We start from the raw sequence: 18,314 nt of genomic DNA, 5'->3' as shown, positions 1-18,314 counted from the left end.
ATGAAACTTAATTGTGATTTAGGCGAGAGCTTTGGTGCATGGCAAATGGGCCTTGATAACGACGTTATGCCACATATTGATATGGCAAATATTGCTTGTGGCTTTCATGCTGGTGATTCGAGTGTAATGGCGCATACCCTAAAGCTAGCTAAACAACATAATGTTATGATTGGCGCTCATCCAAGCTACCCTGATAAACAAGGGTTTGGTAGGCGCTCAATGAGTATGAGTGTGGCTGAGCTCACTCAATGTTTGCACTATCAAATAGCTGCCCTTGATGGCATGGCAAAAGTACAAGGGCTAACCCTTAGCTATGTAAAACCCCATGGTGCGCTGTATAACGACATGATGAACAACCAGCAATTGCTTACCACTGTTATGGGTGCGGTTGCCAGTTACCCTGCTAACTTAAAGTTGATGATACTCGCCACAGCCGATGCCAAGCTACATCAAACAATGGCACGGCACCTTGGGCTCACACTGATATTAGAGGCGTTCGCAGACAGGCAATACACAGACCAAGGGCAATTAGTAGCACGAAATATACCGGGCAGTGTGCATAGCAAAGACGCATTATTAGCTCAGGTTAAGCAGCTTTTAACCGGTAAAAGTGTAACTACTCAATCTGGAAAATCGTTGAAACTAGTTGCTGACAGCATCTGTGTGCATGGCGATAACCCCCAAGGCATTGCAATTATTGAAGAGATAAAAGCGCTTTGCTCAGCCAATAGCTAAAGTTAAAAATACAGATTAAGCTGTAAACCCCCTTTACAGCCTTTGTAACCTCATTGAATTAATGCTCATAGAGTTAATTATGGGCTTCATCGCATTGTGCTGTTAATTTAATAATCCCTCACTTATAACTGTACATAAGTTAACAACAGGGATTAATAATGAAACAGTTTTTAGCACTTAGTTTTATATTTAGCGCAAGCCATTTTGCCAGCGCAAACGACAATACACACACATTACAACTTCAAGATATATTCAACTTAGAATATGCCAACCAAATAGACATCACCGAAGACGGTAAAACAGTGTATTTCGTTCGTAACCGCATGGATATTAAAACCGATCGCAAAGTCGGTAATATTTGGTCTGTTGATTACAACACAGAACAACTACAGCCCTTAACATCAGGTGTATTTATGGACTACTCGCCTGTGTTGTCACCCGATGGGCAGCGCCTTGCGTTTATCTCTAACAGAGATGGCAGTAATCAAATATACATGAAGTGGCTTAAAACTGGAGCTGTGGCAAAAATTAGTAACCTTACTAATGCACCTCGCTCAATAACTTGGTCACCTAATTCTAAACAACTGGTGTTTAGTATGTTTGTTCCTGAAATAAGCTCACCTCCTGTCAGTTTGCCTGGCAAACCTAAAGGTGCTAGTTGGGCAGAGCCAGCTAAATTTATTGACGATGTTTACTACCGTGCAGATGGCAGTGGCTATAGTCAAAAAGGGTTTAATCAGCTATTTACTCTTAATGCGAATGGCGGCAATGCACAGCAACTCACTGACGATAACTTTGATTACAATGGCGGTGTAAGCTTTAGCAAAAACGGCGAATCACTTTATTTTTCAGCTAATAGACACGCTGAACATGCGCTCAAGCCTACCAATAGTGAAGTGTACCAACTTAATTTAAGCACGTTAGAGATCACCCCACTGACCGACCGTAATGGGCCAGATCAACAACCTCAGGTCTCACCAAACGGTCAGTATCTTGCTTATACTGGCTACGACGACAAGCGCACTAACTATGAAAATACTCAGCTTTATATTCGTGATTTGAAAACTGGCGATACTCAAAGCCTGACTAGCGATTTCGATCGCAGCGTTGGCCAAATAAAGTGGAGCGCAAATTCAAAAGGCCTCTATTTTAGTTATGCCGATGAAGGCCAAACCGCACTTGCTTATCAACCTCGAAGCGGTAAACGTAAAGTAATTACTGAAAAAATAGGAAGTGTGGCGTTTGGGCGCCCTTATTCTGGTGGTGATTTTGATATTAGTGAAAATGGCGATATTGCATTTACACTGGCTGATACTCAGCGTCCAGCTGATGTTGCAACAATAAAGCGTGGCTCAATAAAGCGTTTAACCGATTTGAACTCAGATGCACTACAAACTAAGCAGCTCGCTAAGGTTGAAGAGCTATGGTTAAAATCAAGCCACGACGAGTTACCAATACAAGCCTGGGTTGCTTACCCTCCGGGTTTTGATAAATCAAAAAAATACCCACTGGTGCTTGAAATCCACGGTGGTCCTGTTGCTAACTATGGCCCTCATTTTAGTGCTGAAGTTCAATTATTTGCTGCCAAAGGAAATGTTGTTTTATACATGAACCCGCGAGGCAGTGACTCGTACGGTAAAGAGTTTGCGCAAACTATTCATCATAATTACCCAAGCAGTGATTACGATGATTTAATGACAGGCGTTGACGCGCTAATCGATAAAGGTTTTATTGATGAGTCTAAGTTGTTCGTTACCGGTGGTTCTGGCGGCGGTGTATTAACCGCGTGGATTGTAGGCCATACGGATCGCTTTGCTGCAGCTGTGGTTGCAAAACCAGTGATTAATTGGATCAGCTTTGTACTAACTGCCGACTTCTATCCATTTTTTGCCGATTATTGGTTTCCAGGTAAACCTTGGGACCATATTGAGCATTATATGAAGCGCTCACCAATCAGTTATGTTGGCAATGTTAAAACCCCAACCATGCTACTGACTGGTGAAGCAGACTACCGTACGCCAATTTCAGAAACTGAGCAGTTTTATCAAGCCTTAAAATTGCAGGGTGTTGATACCGCGATGGTGCGCATCCCAAACGCTTCACATGGAATTACTTCCCGTCCATCTAACTTAATGACCAAAGTGGCATATATTCAATGGTGGTTTGATAAACATTCGAAATAAAACGTCGAGTTATGAGTGACGAGCTATTGTAAGCTCGTTTCTCGACGCTCGACGCTCGACGCTCGACGCTCACAAGTGTAAACCCCCTTTACAGCAATAATGTGAGTAATCCCTTACATACTTAAATTAAATATCGGACTTAGTTTCAAGCTGAGTTGGTAAAAATTCGGTTTATACTAACTCAGCTCCTTTGAGTTAGTAAAAATTCGGTTTGAGTCACTGTTTATAAGCCCTCAGTTAGTAAAAAAATGTTTTATAAGCTACAACAGTTAGTAAAAAATCGGTTTATTACTTTATAAACCCCGGTTAAAAATCTTTAAATTAAGCGTTTATATAGTCAAATTAAGGATTAGAAAGGCAAATCTACCCTTAATAATGAAGATAATGGCTGTTTTCAAGCTGGTTAGTTAAAACCTGATCTGCTTTTTGAACTAGCTAGTTAAATCGTGATCTGCTTTTAATAGCTTAGGGTCTGTTGACCTTTGCGGATTAAAATTTGCTCAAACTAGGGGCGGTTTAATCGCGGCGCGAGGTTTGTAACCTAGTGGGCTAAGTAAAAACCGAGCAACAAAGAGTAAATCGCCCCTAGGCAGAACCCTTCGGGCAGCACCTGTTTGGCATTGATGCTGCGTTATCGCCTATTTATGGGGAAGAACCACACCACATAGGCTCTGCCTTGCCTAACTACCAAACAGACTGCTGCAAATTTAACCTTGAAAGGTCAACAGACCCTAGTTAAACTCTTATCTATATGTGGTAAAAAGCGGTTAATTTATTGTGCTTACACGTGTCAAAGCGTAATCAACATAAAGCCCTCACAGCCAAGCATAAACATCCTTTAAATTTAATTTACACTTTTAACCTGCACTGCAGTGAAAACTCTCACTAACCAAGTAGCTAGTAAAATACTGATCTATTAAATTTTGCCTTTATGCAGGCATAAAAAAAGGGCCTTGCGGCCCTTAAGTAACACTATCTAGTTGAATTAGAATTGGTTCATAGTGTTAGCTTCACCACCGGCTTTAAGTGCATTTTCGCCAGAGAAGTACTCTTTGTGCGTATCGCCAATGTTAGAGCCTGCAAGGTCTTGGTGCTTAACTGACGCTTGCTCACGACGGATTTCTTGACGTTGTACGTCACGTACATAAGCCAGCATACCTAAGTCACCGAAGTAACCTTCAGATAGAATATCAGTGCTTAATGCTGCTGTATGGTACGTTGGTAATGTAATTAGGTGATGGAAAATACCTGCTTCACGCGCACCATCGCGTTGGAAGTTTTGTACCAGTAAGTCTGCTGCTGCAGCAAGCTCTGTTGCATCCATTTCTGGAGCCATAAGCGCTTTGTTATCATCAATACTTGGGTAAGCGCTTAGATCACGACCTGCTTCTTGCCACTCTTGGTATACTTGCTCACGGAACTTAAGCGTCCAGTTGAACGACGGTGAGTTGTTGTATACTAATTTAGCATCTGGAACTTGTTCTTTAACGCGATTTACCAGCTCTGCAATTTGTTTTACGTGTGGTTTTTCTGTTTCAATCCACAGTAAATCAGCGCCTGATTGTAAGCTAGTTACACAATCTAGTACTACGCGGTCTTTTTCAGTGCCTTCGCGGAACTGGTATAAACCGTTATCTAGGCGTGTAGGCTTACAAAGTTGGCCATTAAGCTTCATTGCCGTTTCGCCTTCATTTAAATCATCAACACTGTTTACCGGTGTTGTTTCTAAAAATGCATTGTATTGGCTTGCTAAGTCACCTGGTTTTTGTGAAACCGGTACTTTTTGCGTTAGGCTTGCACCTAGAGAATCGGTACGCGCAACGATAATACCGTTATCAATACCTAGCTCTAGAAACGCGTAACGTACTGCATTAATTTTAGCTAAAAAGTCTTCATGAGGAACGGTAACTTTACCTGCTTGGTGACCACATTGCTTAGCGTCTGATACTTGGTTTTCGATTTGGATAGCACAAGCACCCGCTTCAATCATCTTTTTAGCAAGTAGGTAAGTCGCTTCTTCGTTACCAAAACCTGCGTCAATATCAGCAATGATTGGCACAACATGCGTTTCAAAGTTATCAATTTTATTAAGCACGGCTTGAACGTCGCCGCCGTTTGCTTTTGCATCGTCTAGCTCGTTAAATAAATGGTCAAGTTCACGTGCATCAGCTTGCTTTAAGAAGGTGTAGATTTCTTCGATAAGTGCTGGTACTGATGTTTTTTCGTGCATACTTTGATCTGGAAGTGGGCCAAACTCAGAGCGAAGCGCTGCAACCATCCAACCACTTAGGTATACGTAACTGCGTTTAGTTGTTTTTTGGTGACGCTTGATTGCCATCATCATTTGTTGCGCAGTAAAACCATGCCAACAACCTAAAGACTGTGTGTACTGGCTTGTGTCTTTGTCGTATGCAGCCATGTCTTCACGCATAATGTCAGCAGTAAATTGTGCAATATCAACACCAGAGCGAAAACGATTTTGTAAACGCATGCGAGTTGCGTATTCAGGATTAATAGTTTTCCATGCACTGCCTTGTGATTGGCATAGTGTTGCTAGTGTATCTGTTTCACCTTGATATGTTGTCATAATAAAGTCCTTCGAACGGGTATTAATATTTATTGTTGAGAGAGTGACTACATTGCGTTAGCTCTGTAGCGCTTAATTAAACATTAGGCTTATTTTTTAGATTTAGTAAATTTATAGTTGTTATTACGGCTATACATATAGTGAATGGTTGAAAAGCACTCAAGGCGACTTTTTTGCGATATGGTAAGTGTACGCATATAAAAAATGCACTCTGTCGGACCGTTTAAGGATTTTAATTATGAGCCACACTCTCACCCACTCTGGACTCAGCGTTGATAAGCAACTAGCTGAATTTGTTAAAAAACAACTATTACCAGGTACTCATCTAGACGAACACCAGTTTTGGAAAAGCTTTGCCCACATAGTGCAAACACTTACTCCGCTGAACAAGTCACTACTCGCTAAACGTGAACAATTACAAAAGCAGATTGATGACTACCATGTTGCTAATAAAAACGTTGATCAAGCCCAGTACCAAGCCTTTTTAAAAGACATTGGTTATTTAGTTGATGAACCTGAAAACTTTAATATTGAAACCCAAAATGTAGAACCAGAAATAGCGTTGACTGCAGGGCCACAGTTAGTAGTTCCAGTTAGTAATGCCCGCTTTGCTTTAAATGCTGCCAATGCACGCTGGGGTTCACTATACGATGCACTATACGGTACAGACGTACTCAGTGAGGAAGATGGTGCAGAGAAAGGGACTCAATACAACCCAGTGCGCGGCTTTAAAGTAATGGCCTACGCCAGACAATTTTTAGATAAGGCGCTACCCCTTGAAAATGGCTCGCACATCGAAAGTACTAATTATTCAATCGTGGATGGCGCACTTGCAATTACATTACGCGACAGCTCGCACACTACACTTAAAAACCCTGAACAACTCGTTGGCTATCAAGGTGAGGCACAAAACCCAAGTGTTATTTTACTTAAAAACAATGGATTACATGTTGAGCTGCAAATAGACCACCATCACCCTATTGGCCAAGCAGATAAAGCTGGGCTAAAAGATGTGGTACTTGAAGCAGCGCTGACCACCATTATGGACTGTGAAGACTCAGTTGCCGCAGTTGATGCCGAAGATAAAGTGCAAGTTTACAAAAACTGGTTGGGCCTAATGCAGGGCAACTTGGTTGAAACGTTTAGAAAAGGCGACAAAATGGTCGACCGTACGTTACAAGCCGATCGCCAATATACAGGCCTTGATGGCCAAAAACTGACCCTAAAAGGGCGCAGTATGATGTTTGTGCGTAACGTTGGGCATTTAATGACAAACCCTGCTATTACCGATGTAAGTGGTAATGATGTGTTTGAAGGAATTATGGATGCCATGTTCACCGCAACAGCCGCACTGCACGATTTAAACACTAAAAATGCCATTCAAAACTCAACCGCGCAAAGTATTAATATTGTAAAGCCAAAAATGCATGGCCCTGATGAAGTAGCATTTGCTAACACTTTATTTGGTATGGTTGAAGAGGCGCTGAGCTTGCCTAAAAACACCCTAAAAATGGGTATTATGGACGAAGAGCGTCGTACATCTGCTAACTTAAAAGCCTGTATTCATGCTGCTAAAGAGCGTGTTGTATTTATTAACACCGGCTTTTTAGACCGCACTGGTGATGAAATTCATACCTCTATGCAAGCGGGTGTGGTACTGCCTAAAGCCGCTATTAAAGCACAGCCTTGGATCAGCGCTTATGAAGATCGTAATGTTGATATTGGCCTAGCCTGTGGCTTAAGCCATAAAGCGCAAATTGGTAAAGGTATGTGGGCAATGCCCGATAAAATGGCGATGATGATGGAGCAAAAAATAGCGCATCCTCAATCAGGTGCTAATACGGCTTGGGTGCCCTCCCCTACCGCCGCCACATTACACGCAATGCATTACCATGATGTGGATGTATTTAGCCTGCAGCAAAGCATTGCCACGCGCCAAATAGCAAGCCTAGAAAGCTTATTAACACCCCCGCTAATGGCAAACCCAGAAACGCTGTCAAAAGAAGATATTCAAAGTGAGCTTGAAAATAACGCGCAAGGTATTTTAGGTTACGTTGTACGTTGGATTGATCAAGGAATAGGCTGTTCTAAAGTGCCTGACATTAACCATATTGGCTTAATGGAAGATAGAGCTACTCTACGTATCTCAAGCCAGCATATTGCCAACTGGCTGCATCATGGCGTGTGCAGTAATGAGCAAGTACAAAAAGTGATGGCAAAAATGGCTAAGGTTGTTGATGGCCAAAATGAACATGACAGCCTTTACATTCCCATGGCAACTAATGAGCAAACACTGGCTAATAGCATTGCCTACCAAGCGGCTTTGGCACTAGTATTTGAAGGCGTTAGCCAACCTAGCGGTTATACTGAGCCGCTACTGCATAGCTACCGCTTAAAATATAAAGCACAGCACCATAACCTAGCTGAATAGCTGACATTTATTTAACACTAAAAAAGCGCGTTTTGCCTACACAAAACGCGCTTTTTGTTTTATTAAGCGGCAAAATAGCTAAAATTCGCCTAGTTAAAACTACGAATTAGTTTTTAATGGTCGCGTTGTGATAAACATTTTGTACGTCATCGCAATCTTCAAGCATATTGATAAATTTATCAAAGTTGGCAATGACTTCTTCATCAGTAATTTCAACATGTACTTGTGGAACGAAGGTAATTTCATCAACTTCAAAGTTAATGCCTTCAAATGCTTCTTCTAATGCCGTTTTAGCTTTAAAGTACTCAGTATGCGGTGCAAATACCGACACCTTGCCATCTTCGGCTTCTACATCAGTCACATCAACGTCAGCCATCATCAGCGCTTCTAACACGACTTCATCGTCGTCACCTGCAAACCCCAAAACAGCAAGGTGATCAAACATATGTGCAACACAACCAGGTGTGCCGATTTTTGAATCTGTTTTAGTAAACGGTAAGCGCACGTCTTTAATAGTACGATTAGGGTTATCGGTTAAACAGTCAACAATCACCATACAATTACCCGGGCCGTAGCCTTCGTACCGTGCAGTTGAGTAATCTTCCCCTGCCCCGCCGGCTGCTTTTTCAATTGCTTTTTCGATTACGTGCGCAGGAACTTGGTCTTTTTTGGCTTTTTCAATTAAGCGGCGCAATGTTTGATTTACATCGGGGTCGGGTTCACCACTTTTGGCTGCAACGTAAATTTCTTTACCGTACTTTGAATTTACTTTAGTTTTTGCGTTGGCGGTTTTAGCCATCGAACTTTTGCGGACTTCAAATGCTCTGCCCATCTTGTGCCTCTATTGAATACGTTCTGTTTTTGATATTTTACCAATTCAAAGCGTATTGGGCTAGTGGTTCAACATGTTATGCTGCGCAAAAGCAGCGGGGTATTAATTTAAATAATACCCGTTATGCTATTAGCGAAATGAAATACAGTGCAATTTAACATAACTCCACTTTTTCAGCGTAACTTTCAACTAACGACACTAATTCATCAAAAGCATGAATCACAAAGTCGGCTTGCTCGGCATACGCAGGGGTTACATCGGGAGCATATAAACAGGCTCGCATTTTTGCATTATGGGCCGCTTGTATATCATATAAATAATCACCAACGTAAATAACGTTATCAACGGGCATGGACCACTGCCTTGCAATCATTAATAAAGCACTCGGATCGGGTTTGGCTGGCGCTTCAGTTCGAGTGAGTACCGTTTCTATTGGCAATGGGTTGTGTTGCAACTTTAGTGTGGCCGCTTTATCAAAATTACGAGTCACAATAGCCATAGGAATATTCTTTGCTCGCAGAGCGTTAACAGCTTCAACAACGCCGGGTAAAAGGGTCGCCGTTTGCGCATCAAGTAGCTCATGCTGATGCACTATATTCATCGCTTCTTCACGCATATAGGGTGAGGGCAATTGCTCTATATATTCGAGTAGGTCTAGTTCTGCAGGGCAACCTACTTGGGCTTTAATCAATGAAAAATTTAATTCTGATGATACTAAGGTTCCGTCTAAATCAAAAATAACACCTTTGATTGCCTCAATTTGCGTTTTCATTTCATTCCTTGCGCTAAGTTATTAGCTCATTTTGCTGGATTTGCTTTATATAAAAAGTATATCAATAGACAATTACAAAGAGTTCAGTCCATTGCCCTCTTAGTATAGCTCATTTGATAACACAATAGTTTGGGTTTGAATAACAACTGTTATATTGATTTTACGATGAAGTAAATTAACGCGATCAGCTAATTTATACAGCAAAAAAGTGCGCACCTTATAAAGGTGCACAGTGGGTTAGTTAGTTTCAAATCGTGCTTCAAGCCACGTATCGTCTTGACTAAAGTTTAACGTTTTTACTTTTCCTCGCCCTTCAACATTTACCATATTGACTTGCGCAGGCCATAAATCGCGCAATGCGCCATTACTCATCTTAACACCTTCAATCTCATCGGGGATCGTCGCTTCTTGGTAAACCCAAAAGAACTTACCATCAACTTGTGCACCCACATAATTAAGTGTGAGCGACTCACCCGTTAAGGTTTGCAAAGCAACATGAGATTCAACATATTTAGCAAAGCGTTTTTGGTCACGCTTGTTATTGATGATATCCACTTTGCCTTGAAATAAACTGCCAACAGCATGCTCTGTGTCATGTAAGTAAAAGCGATGCATTAATTCAATATTGTGAGTTCGTTGATTAAATAACACCGTGGTAACGGATGATTTTAATTGATGCGCCATACTCGGCGCAGCAATTAAAAAGCAAACAATAATAAGCAAAAATCGCATTATTATTGGTCCTCTTCGTTATTTTTTTCGTCTTTTTTCAGCTCAGTTTTAATATCCTGCATGATATCGCGGCTTACTTTTGCTTTACTCTTTTCACGTTTGTAGACTTCAATACGCGAAGGAATAATACGACGTGGGTAGTGATTATTTTCTACATTCACATCTGCTGTTTCCCAACCCGGATCAACGGTTACTGAGGTGAGCGGTTTGTTTTTGTCGGTAATAATCAGTTTTTGTACGTTTTTGTGGTTACGACGCCAAATTTCTGCAGGAATGTAACGCTCTTCTTTAGTGCCATCTTCATAAGTTAACTCTAAAAGAATCGGCATCACTAGGCCGCCTAGATTTGAAAACTCCATAACATAGTAGTTTTTGTCTTCTTCTAATGCGCGATCGAGTGTTTTACGCTCCCACGGTTTTAAGCCTTTTAAAAATTTGTTGTACGAATTACGCTCTTTATTAGTAACCGTAAAGCGATCGTTTTCGTCATAAAAATCGGTTACATCTGGATTTTTCTCAACCCAGGTTTTTTTACCTTCAGCACGATTACGCTCAACAAATAATGAGCTTGGCTTATTCGCTTCAATGTCACGTAAACGTTTAAAGTCGATATCAGGGTTTTTGGTGTCTAACCGTAATTGATATACTTTATCAAGCGAGATATCAACATGGTCTGTGGTGTAAAACCAACCACGCCAGAACCAATCTAAATCAACGCCTGACGCTTCTTCCATAGTACGGAAAAAATCAGCTGGAGTAGGGCGCTTATATTTCCAGCGCTGTGCATACTCTTTAAACGCAAAATCAAATAATTCACGACCTAAAATAACTTCACGTAAAATATTTAATGCTGCAGCTGGTTTAGTGTAGGCATTAGGGCCTAAACGAAGCACACTGTCTGATTGCGTCATAATAGGCACTTGAGTTTCAGACTTCATGTACGCCACAATATCACGTGGCTCAACACCCCAAGGAATGGTTGGATCCCATTCACGCCCAGCAACACCATCTAAAAAGCTATTTAAACCTTCATCCATCCAGGTCCACTGACGCTCATCTGAGTTTACAATCATAGGGAAATAAATATGCCCCACTTCGTGGATAACAACCCCGATTAAAAAGCGCTTTTCTGCTTGAGAATAAGTACGCGTGCCATCGTCTTGTAAATCTGTACGTGGACCATTAAAAGTGATCATTGGGTATTCCATACCCCCTACAGGACCATTGACTGACTGTGCAGTTGGGTACGGGTAATCAAATGAGTATTTTGAATATACTTCCATGGTATGTACCACAGATTCAGTTGAATATTTCTTCCATAAATCGCCACCTTCTTTAGGGAAAAACGACATAGCCATAACCAGTGGTTGCTCATTCCCCCCTTGTTGGTAACCTTTAGCATCCCACATAAATTTACGTGACGACGCCCATGCAAAATCACGAACGTTTTCAGCTTTAAAATGCCACGTTTTTGTTTTGTCTGTACCGGCTTTTTCGTTTTCGAGTGCTTCTTCTTCAGTAACTACAAATACAGGACGTTTTGCTGTTTCAGCTTTTTTTAAACGCTTGCGCTGAGTACTGGTTAAAACTGAGCTAGGGTTATCAAGCTTACCGGTTGCCGATACAATATGATCTGCAGGAACCGTAATTTCAACGTCGTAGTCGCCAAATTCCAAGGTGAATTCACCGCTACCTAGAAATGGTTTGTTGGTCCATGCTTCGTAATCAGTATACGCAGCTAAACGCGGGAACCACTGTGCCACTAAGAAAATATCGTTACCGTCTTCTTCAAAGTGCTCATAACCTGCACGTGCACCTACCGCATCTTCCTCAACCAAGTTAAACGCGAATTCCATGCTAAACTCAATATCTTTCCCCGGTTTAAGCGGCGAGTTTAAGTCTATACGCATTAGAGTATCAACAACCGTTACACGCAGCGCTTTACCATCTTCATCTTTAACATTGCTAATGGTGTAACCCAACTCATTGTCGTTCATAAACTGCTGACGACGTAAATCACCTAAACTTAATTTAGCAGGCTTAGCATCAGGCTCGTTTTGTAGGGTACTTTTAAAAGTTTGCGTGGTTTCTGCAATCGAGTCATTTTTAAAAATGTTTTGGTCAAGTTGAAGCCATAAATATTTAAGCGTATGGGGTGAGTTATTTTTATATTCAATTGTTTGACTCCCCGTTAAGCGACGCTTTTGCTCATCAAGCTTTACATCAATATCGTAATCAACCCGTTGTTGCCAGTAATTTTCTGCCGGTGCACCTGCGGCACTGCGGTAAACATTAGGGGTAGGCAAAGCTTCATCTAGTTGACGAAACTTATCAACATAACTGCCTTTAGTTTGTTCAACAGATGAGGCCATCACAGAGCTCGCCATTGCCAAAGGCAATACAAACGCACTCAATGTAAATAAATTTTTCTTCATTGTTAATCCTGATCGATTTTAGTGACGCTACTGTGACAAATTTACAGCTAAGCTTCAATAAAATAGCGATAAAACCCTACTTTTATAGGGTGATATTCCACACCTTTATGTAAATATAAAAAACACGGTTTTACACAACAACATTTAACTAAATTGTTTAGCAATTTACATAAAAAACTAAGCTGTAAAGGGGGTTTACAAAATAGGCTGAGTATCACTAAAAGTAGAGATAAAATGAAAAAACACAGCTATTTTCATTAAAAATACTAAAAAACGCAGTTTTAGGTTGATCTTTACTATGGTTTGTAATTAGAATCGCCCACTTTTTTAATTTGAGGGTACTTTTTTAGTGTTTCTCTCAAATATTTTTTGTTCTAACTAGTCGTATTAAGTGTGGTGAGTTTATGGATTTTTATGTCCTAAAAAAGCAGCAAAAACTAATTGCAATACCTGCAGACGTGCAAAATTGTAAGCAGTATATTAACTCAGGCTACCTGTATATTGATAAAGTGGCTGCTTGTAATGAAACAAACGCACTAGCAGTATTACAGGCCAAAAAAGCGAAGGCATTAAAGTGGCCTTTAACAATTGCGCTCGCAGCTTTGCCAGTTATTTTTATTGCTTGGTATACTTTAACCTAAAGCGATACTTGCATCTTTAATTGCCTTGGGTATATTGGCGCTCTTATGGTTTTTTAAGAGCGCAAAATGAAAGTTCTTCACACTTCAGACTGGCACTTAGGTCAGCAATTTTATGAACATGATCGCCGTCATGAACATCATGCTTTTTTCTCTTGGTTATTAACCACCCTCGTTAGCCAACAAATCGATTTATTGCTTGTTGCGGGCGATATTTATCATACTGCCACCCCCAGTGCTAGCGCCGAAAACCAACTCTATCAATTTATAAAAAATGCCAAAGCACAGTGCCCACAATTACACGTGGTCATAATTGCCGGCAATCATGACTCTGCTAATCGTATTTTGGCTGCTCAGCCCTTATTAGCCCAGTTTGATACCCATGTTGTAGGCCGGTTTGATCCCGCCAATCCAAATGACGTGGTAATAACAATTAATAATAACGACAAACACGCTGTAGTAATCGCTATGCCGTTTTTACGAACCAGCGATATAAGTACGCTTAGCCAGAGCGAGAATGGCCCTAGTTACGCACAAGGCGTTGCTAAAGCTTACCAACTGGCACTTGAACATGCGTTAACGCTTAACGCTGAAAATACGCCTTTAATTGTTATGGGTCACTTGCATGCCAAAGGTGGAAATATTTCTGGTGACTCTGAGCGTAACTTAGTTATTGGCGGTGAAGAAGCCATTTCTGCGTCAGTATTTGGTAAGCATGCCAATTATGTAGCGCTAGGGCATTTACACAAAGCGCAGTTAGTGGCTAAAAATGAGCACATTCGCTACAGCGGTACACCTATTCCAATGTCGTTTTCAGAAAGGAAATATACCCATCAAGTCAACGTGGTTGAGTTTAACGTACAAAAAGACCAACCGCTAAGCACCACTGTAAACCCCCTTTACATTCCTAGGCTCGCTGAAGTAATTGTATTACCCGAGGGGGAGTGCGTCCCTTTAGCCAAGCTATGCGAGCAAATAAAAGCACTAGATACACAACAATACGAAATAGCGCCATATTTACGAGTAAAGCTAAAATCCAGTGATATCGATACCACTTTTCGTGAACAAATTGAACAAGCACTAAAAGGCAAGCAGGTTAACTTTTGTGGTATAGAACGGGTACGCGATCAGCAAGTGAATAATTCTTCAGAAACGGTATTTGAGGATTTAAGCTTTGTGGAAATGCTCAACCCAATTAATTTGCTCGAACAGGCCTTTAATAACGACAAAGATATGGCCGGAGAAACCGTACCCAGTGAATTAAAAGCACTATTAACCGACGTTATTGATGAACTTGAACAGGAGCAGCTACTATGAAAATAACCGCCGTGCGTATTCATAACTTAGCCTCCATTGCTGATGCCGAAATCGACTTTTTAGCATCCCCACTCAAAGACGCAGGTTTATTTGCCATTACAGGTGACACCGGCGCGGGAAAAAGTACCGTACTTGATGCCATTTGTTTAGCGCTTTATACGAAAACTGCTCGTTTGAAAGGCGACAAAGGTAACCTAATTGATTTTAACGGCGACAACATAAAGCTTAACGATGCCCGCAATTTATTGCGCCGTGGGAAATGGGAAGGCTATGCGGAAGTGGACTTTAGCGGGCAAGATCAGCAACTTTATAGAGCACGCTACAGTATTCAACGCACGCATAAAAAAGTAACCGGCAAACTAAAAGTGGCAGAGCATACTTTGCATAGCTTACCTGATGAAACCTTAATCGCCGACAAAAGTACCACTATAAAAGCCATTGAAAATAAAATAGGCCTCACTTTTGAGCAATTCTCCCGTGCAGTGCTACTAGCACAACATGAGTTTGCCGCATTTTTAAAAGCAACTGGCGATGAACGCGCACAACTTTTAGAGTGCCTTACCGGCACCGATAAATTTAGCCGAATTGGTCAACGTATATTTGAGCGAAATAAAGCAGTTAAAGATAAGTTTGAATTACTAACAGCTAGCTTAGCCAGTTATGCGTTATTGTCTGATGAAGAGCTAAGTGAGAAGAAGCACACTCTTGATGAACTTAAAAAACAAACTGAACACATAAAAACAACGTTGGCCAGCACAGAGCAGGGTGTTAATTGGTATAAACAAGCACACAGTTTAGAGCAAGCATTAACAGAGGCTCAACAAAACGCGCAACAAGCAAGTGATGCACTAAATGCGGTTAAAGCACAAACTGAGCAAGCAAAACAAGCACAAAGTGCGCTTGAAATTAAAGATAATCGCCAACGCTTTAAAAGCTTAACGGTGCAAAACAGCCAGTTAAATTCACAAATAAAGGAATTAAACGCGCTGGATCATGCCGCGCTTATTAATGAACAAGCAAGTAAGGTTAAAAAACAACAAAGCGAATTAGCAACAGCAAAACAACAACAACAAACAGCTGAACCAGTCATAACAAAAGCACGTAAGCTCGACAGTCAATTAGCTATTTTTACGCAAAGTATAACAAGCCTGACACAACAAAGAGCCAAAGAGCAGCAACAATTAAACGAGTTACAACAGCAGCTACAACAAAATAATCTCAGCGTGGAGCAGGCAACAACACAAAGCACTCACCATCAGCAATGGTTACAAGAAAACAATCAACTAAAGCCATTGGCCACTGATTGGAACTATTTTAATCACAGCTTTAAGCAGTTTTTTAATACCACAACGCAATTAAAAACACTCGAGCAACAAAAGCAAACTATTACTTTGCAGCTAAGCACTCTCGCTACCAAGCTCAACGAGCAAAATAAACAGTTAGAACATGCAGAGCACGCACTAAGCACTGAACAACAAAATCTAAATAAGCTCACCCAACAGCAAGAGCAATTCAATATTGAGCAGTGTGATAATCAGCTTAAAAATATTGATTATTTAAAAGAGCAACGAGCGCGTTATAGGCAATTTAATCAAGAACTAAAGCATACAGTGCAGCAACAAAGTACTACAGCAGAAAAGCTAACTCAGAGTGAACAAACTAACATCACACTGCGTGAGCAATTAAGCAGAAAAGAGCAAGCACTTAAACACGCCGAGCAATCGCTTAATCAAGCACGGCTGCGTGCGAGTGAACATGTTGAGCATTTACGCGCACAACTACTGCCTAATGAGGCATGTGCGGTTTGTGGAGCCACTGAGCACCCGTTTGCAAACAATCAAAGCCAATCTTTTAATAACTTAATAATCGACTTTGAAAATACTTATACTGGCGCTAAGCAGCAGCACTTAGATGCACAAACCCAGCTACATCAACATCAAACGCAGCATGCTGTTTTAGTCGCAGAGCATAAGCAGCAAAACCAAGCGATTGCTGATGCCCAAGCCAAAATGTTAGACATTAAAAACACCATGCAAGCGGCTAAAACAGATCTTAATGACTTGAGCATTGAGCAGCTTGATGACACCCATAAACAATTAAGCGAGCAAAAAGCGCAGTACTTTGCAGCACAAAAACAACAAAACCAGTTGCAAGAAACGGTTAACCAACTGCAAAACACGGTTAAAAAAGAACAGACTGCTCAGCAACAATTAAATACCCAGCATGTTGAACTGAACAATCAGCTCACCATGCTTAATAATAAGCACCAGGAATTGCTGAGCCAACGCGAAGCACTTATAAGTGAGCTGAATTCTCATTTTGAAAACAGTCAATTTTGGCAAACATTGCAAACCGGCGCGTTAACGCTAAGCGAGCTAGGTGAGCAAGTAGAGCAGTATCAACATCAGCAACTACAACTTGAGCAAACTCAAAAGCAATTAGACAGCGCTAATTTACAGCTGCAGCAACTAACTCCCCTTATTACTAAAGCTGAGCAGCAAATTAGCACGCTCAACGACGATTTAACCCAGGCACAGCAACAACACAACAATACCCAGCAACAGCGCTTAGCGTTATTCGATAACCAAACGATTAGCGCTGATGACTACCAGGCTCAGCTGAATAGACAAGTAGAGCAGTGCCAGAGTGAATTAAATCAGAGTCAACAGGCACACGATAGCGCCGTAAAACAGCGCGATGAGCACGCTATTACGCTTAAAAACCTTGAGCAGCGCTTCGCCGATAACAGCCAAGAGCTAACCACACTTGAAACACGCTATAGTGCTTGGTTTGAAGAGTTTAGCGCGCTTTATGCTGATATTAGCCATCAGCAAATCGAGATGCTACTGGCTATAAGTAATGACGATATTAAAGAGCAGCTAAAGCATAGCGAGCAGTTATCTCAAGCATTAGTTGATGCTCATGCCGCGCTAAAACAACAGCAAAATGCCAATGAGCAGCATCAGCAAAATAATAAGCCAGCACACAGCGAAGCACAGTTAATTGAGCAACAAACTCAATTAACTGTGCAGCAAACACAATTACACAATAACTTACTTACGATTAATACTGCCATCGAGCAGCACAACCAAAATGCAAAAGCTCTTGAGGGCAAGCAGGCTGAGCTAAGCAAGCTTAAACAACAAGTAGAACAATGGCATTTACTTAATAAAGTGCTCGGTGATGCAACCGGCAAAACAATGCGTAATTTAGCGCAAACACAAACACTAAAAATATTGCTACATTATGCTAATAGCCATTTAAAAACGCTGAATAAGCGTTACGAACTCACAGCAATAGCTGATTCACTTGATATAGCGATTATTGACCGCGATATGGCCGATGAACAACGTTCTGTAAACACACTCTCTGGCGGAGAGTCGTTTTTAGTATCGTTGGCACTTGCATTAGGGCTGGCCTCTTTATCTTCAAACAAAGTGCAAATTAACTCGTTATTTGTTGACGAAGGCTTTGGTACACTAGATAGTGAAACACTTAGTATTGCAATGGACGCGCTAGATTCACTGCAAGCGCAAGGTAGAAAGGTCGGTGTGATTTCACATGTAAGTGAAATGAGCGAACGCGTTGCAACGCAAATTCATGTCGCTAAAAAACCGGGTGGATACTCCACCATAAACGTAATTTAAGGAAA

11 protein-coding genes are annotated in these 18,314 nt (G+C 41.2%); 6 read left to right on the top strand and 5 right to left on the bottom strand.

The window, feature by feature from the left end; translation table 11 throughout:
* Positions 1-735 (top strand): 5-oxoprolinase subunit PxpA, encoded by a 735-nt coding sequence (locus DK924_RS09875; RefSeq protein WP_109875040.1) that lies wholly within the window; start codon positions 1-3, stop codon positions 733-735.
* Positions 736-893: 158 nt separating this feature from the next.
* Positions 894-2,918 carry a S9 family peptidase gene (locus DK924_RS09870; protein ID WP_109875039.1) on the top strand — a complete coding sequence of 675 codons (2,025 nt, stop codon included), beginning with the start codon at positions 894-896 and terminating at the stop codon, positions 2,916-2,918.
* A 985-nt stretch (positions 2,919-3,903) separates the two neighbouring features.
* Here DK924_RS09870 and DK924_RS09865 read toward each other — a convergent pair.
* Entirely contained in the window at positions 3,904-5,505 is a 1,602-nt protein-coding gene (locus tag DK924_RS09865; protein WP_010388704.1) for an isocitrate lyase, read from the bottom strand.
* A 238-nt stretch (positions 5,506-5,743) separates the two neighbouring features.
* Between DK924_RS09865 and DK924_RS09860 the strand changes: the two genes are divergently transcribed.
* Positions 5,744-7,936, top strand: a complete 2,193-nt coding sequence (locus DK924_RS09860) for a malate synthase G (protein ID WP_109875038.1) — start codon at positions 5,744-5,746, stop codon at positions 7,934-7,936.
* A 106-nt stretch (positions 7,937-8,042) separates the two neighbouring features.
* Here the strand turns inward: DK924_RS09860 and DK924_RS09855 are convergent, their stop codons facing one another.
* From DK924_RS09855 to DK924_RS09840, 4 genes are all read right to left on the bottom strand, one after another.
* Entirely contained in the window at positions 8,043-8,768 is a 726-nt protein-coding gene (locus DK924_RS09855) for a YebC/PmpR family DNA-binding transcriptional regulator (protein ID WP_010388706.1), read from the bottom strand.
* Between the two features lie 154 nt (positions 8,769-8,922).
* Positions 8,923-9,540 carry an HAD family hydrolase gene (locus DK924_RS09850; RefSeq protein WP_054201489.1) on the bottom strand — a complete coding sequence of 206 codons (618 nt, stop codon included), beginning with the start codon at positions 9,538-9,540 and terminating at the stop codon, positions 8,923-8,925.
* A gap of 237 nt (positions 9,541-9,777) precedes the next feature.
* A complete protein-coding gene (locus DK924_RS09845) occupies positions 9,778-10,272 on the bottom strand; it encodes a DUF6702 family protein (RefSeq protein ID WP_109875037.1) in 495 nt (164 codons plus the stop codon).
* A 2-nt stretch (positions 10,273-10,274) separates the two neighbouring features.
* Positions 10,275-12,707: a M1 family metallopeptidase gene (locus tag DK924_RS09840; RefSeq protein ID WP_109875036.1), complete on the bottom strand. Its 2,433-nt coding sequence runs from the start codon at positions 12,705-12,707 to the stop codon at positions 10,275-10,277.
* A gap of 404 nt (positions 12,708-13,111) precedes the next feature.
* Here DK924_RS09840 and DK924_RS09835 point away from each other — a divergent pair, with 404 nt between their 5' ends.
* From DK924_RS09835 to DK924_RS09825, 3 genes are all read left to right on the top strand, one after another.
* Entirely contained in the window at positions 13,112-13,348 is a 237-nt protein-coding gene (locus DK924_RS09835; protein WP_010388711.1) for a hypothetical protein, read from the top strand.
* 66 nt (positions 13,349-13,414) lie between these two features.
* The gene (locus DK924_RS09830) at positions 13,415-14,662 is read left to right on the top strand and encodes an exonuclease SbcCD subunit D C-terminal domain-containing protein (protein WP_109875035.1); all 1,248 of its coding nucleotides are present in this window, start codon (positions 13,415-13,417) and stop codon (positions 14,660-14,662) included.
* Positions 14,659-18,309: an AAA family ATPase gene (locus tag DK924_RS09825; protein WP_109875034.1), complete on the top strand. Its 3,651-nt coding sequence runs from the start codon at positions 14,659-14,661 to the stop codon at positions 18,307-18,309. Before DK924_RS09830 ends, DK924_RS09825 begins: the two co-directional genes overlap by 4 nt.
* Positions 18,310-18,314: the final 5 nt, after the last annotated feature.

This window comes from Pseudoalteromonas sp. meg-B1, from assembly GCF_003173795.1.
Lineage (GTDB): Bacteria > Pseudomonadota > Gammaproteobacteria > Enterobacterales > Alteromonadaceae > Pseudoalteromonas > Pseudoalteromonas undina.
Note: the sequence above shows the minus strand (reverse complement) of the source record. Positions and strands in the feature narration are given on the sequence as shown.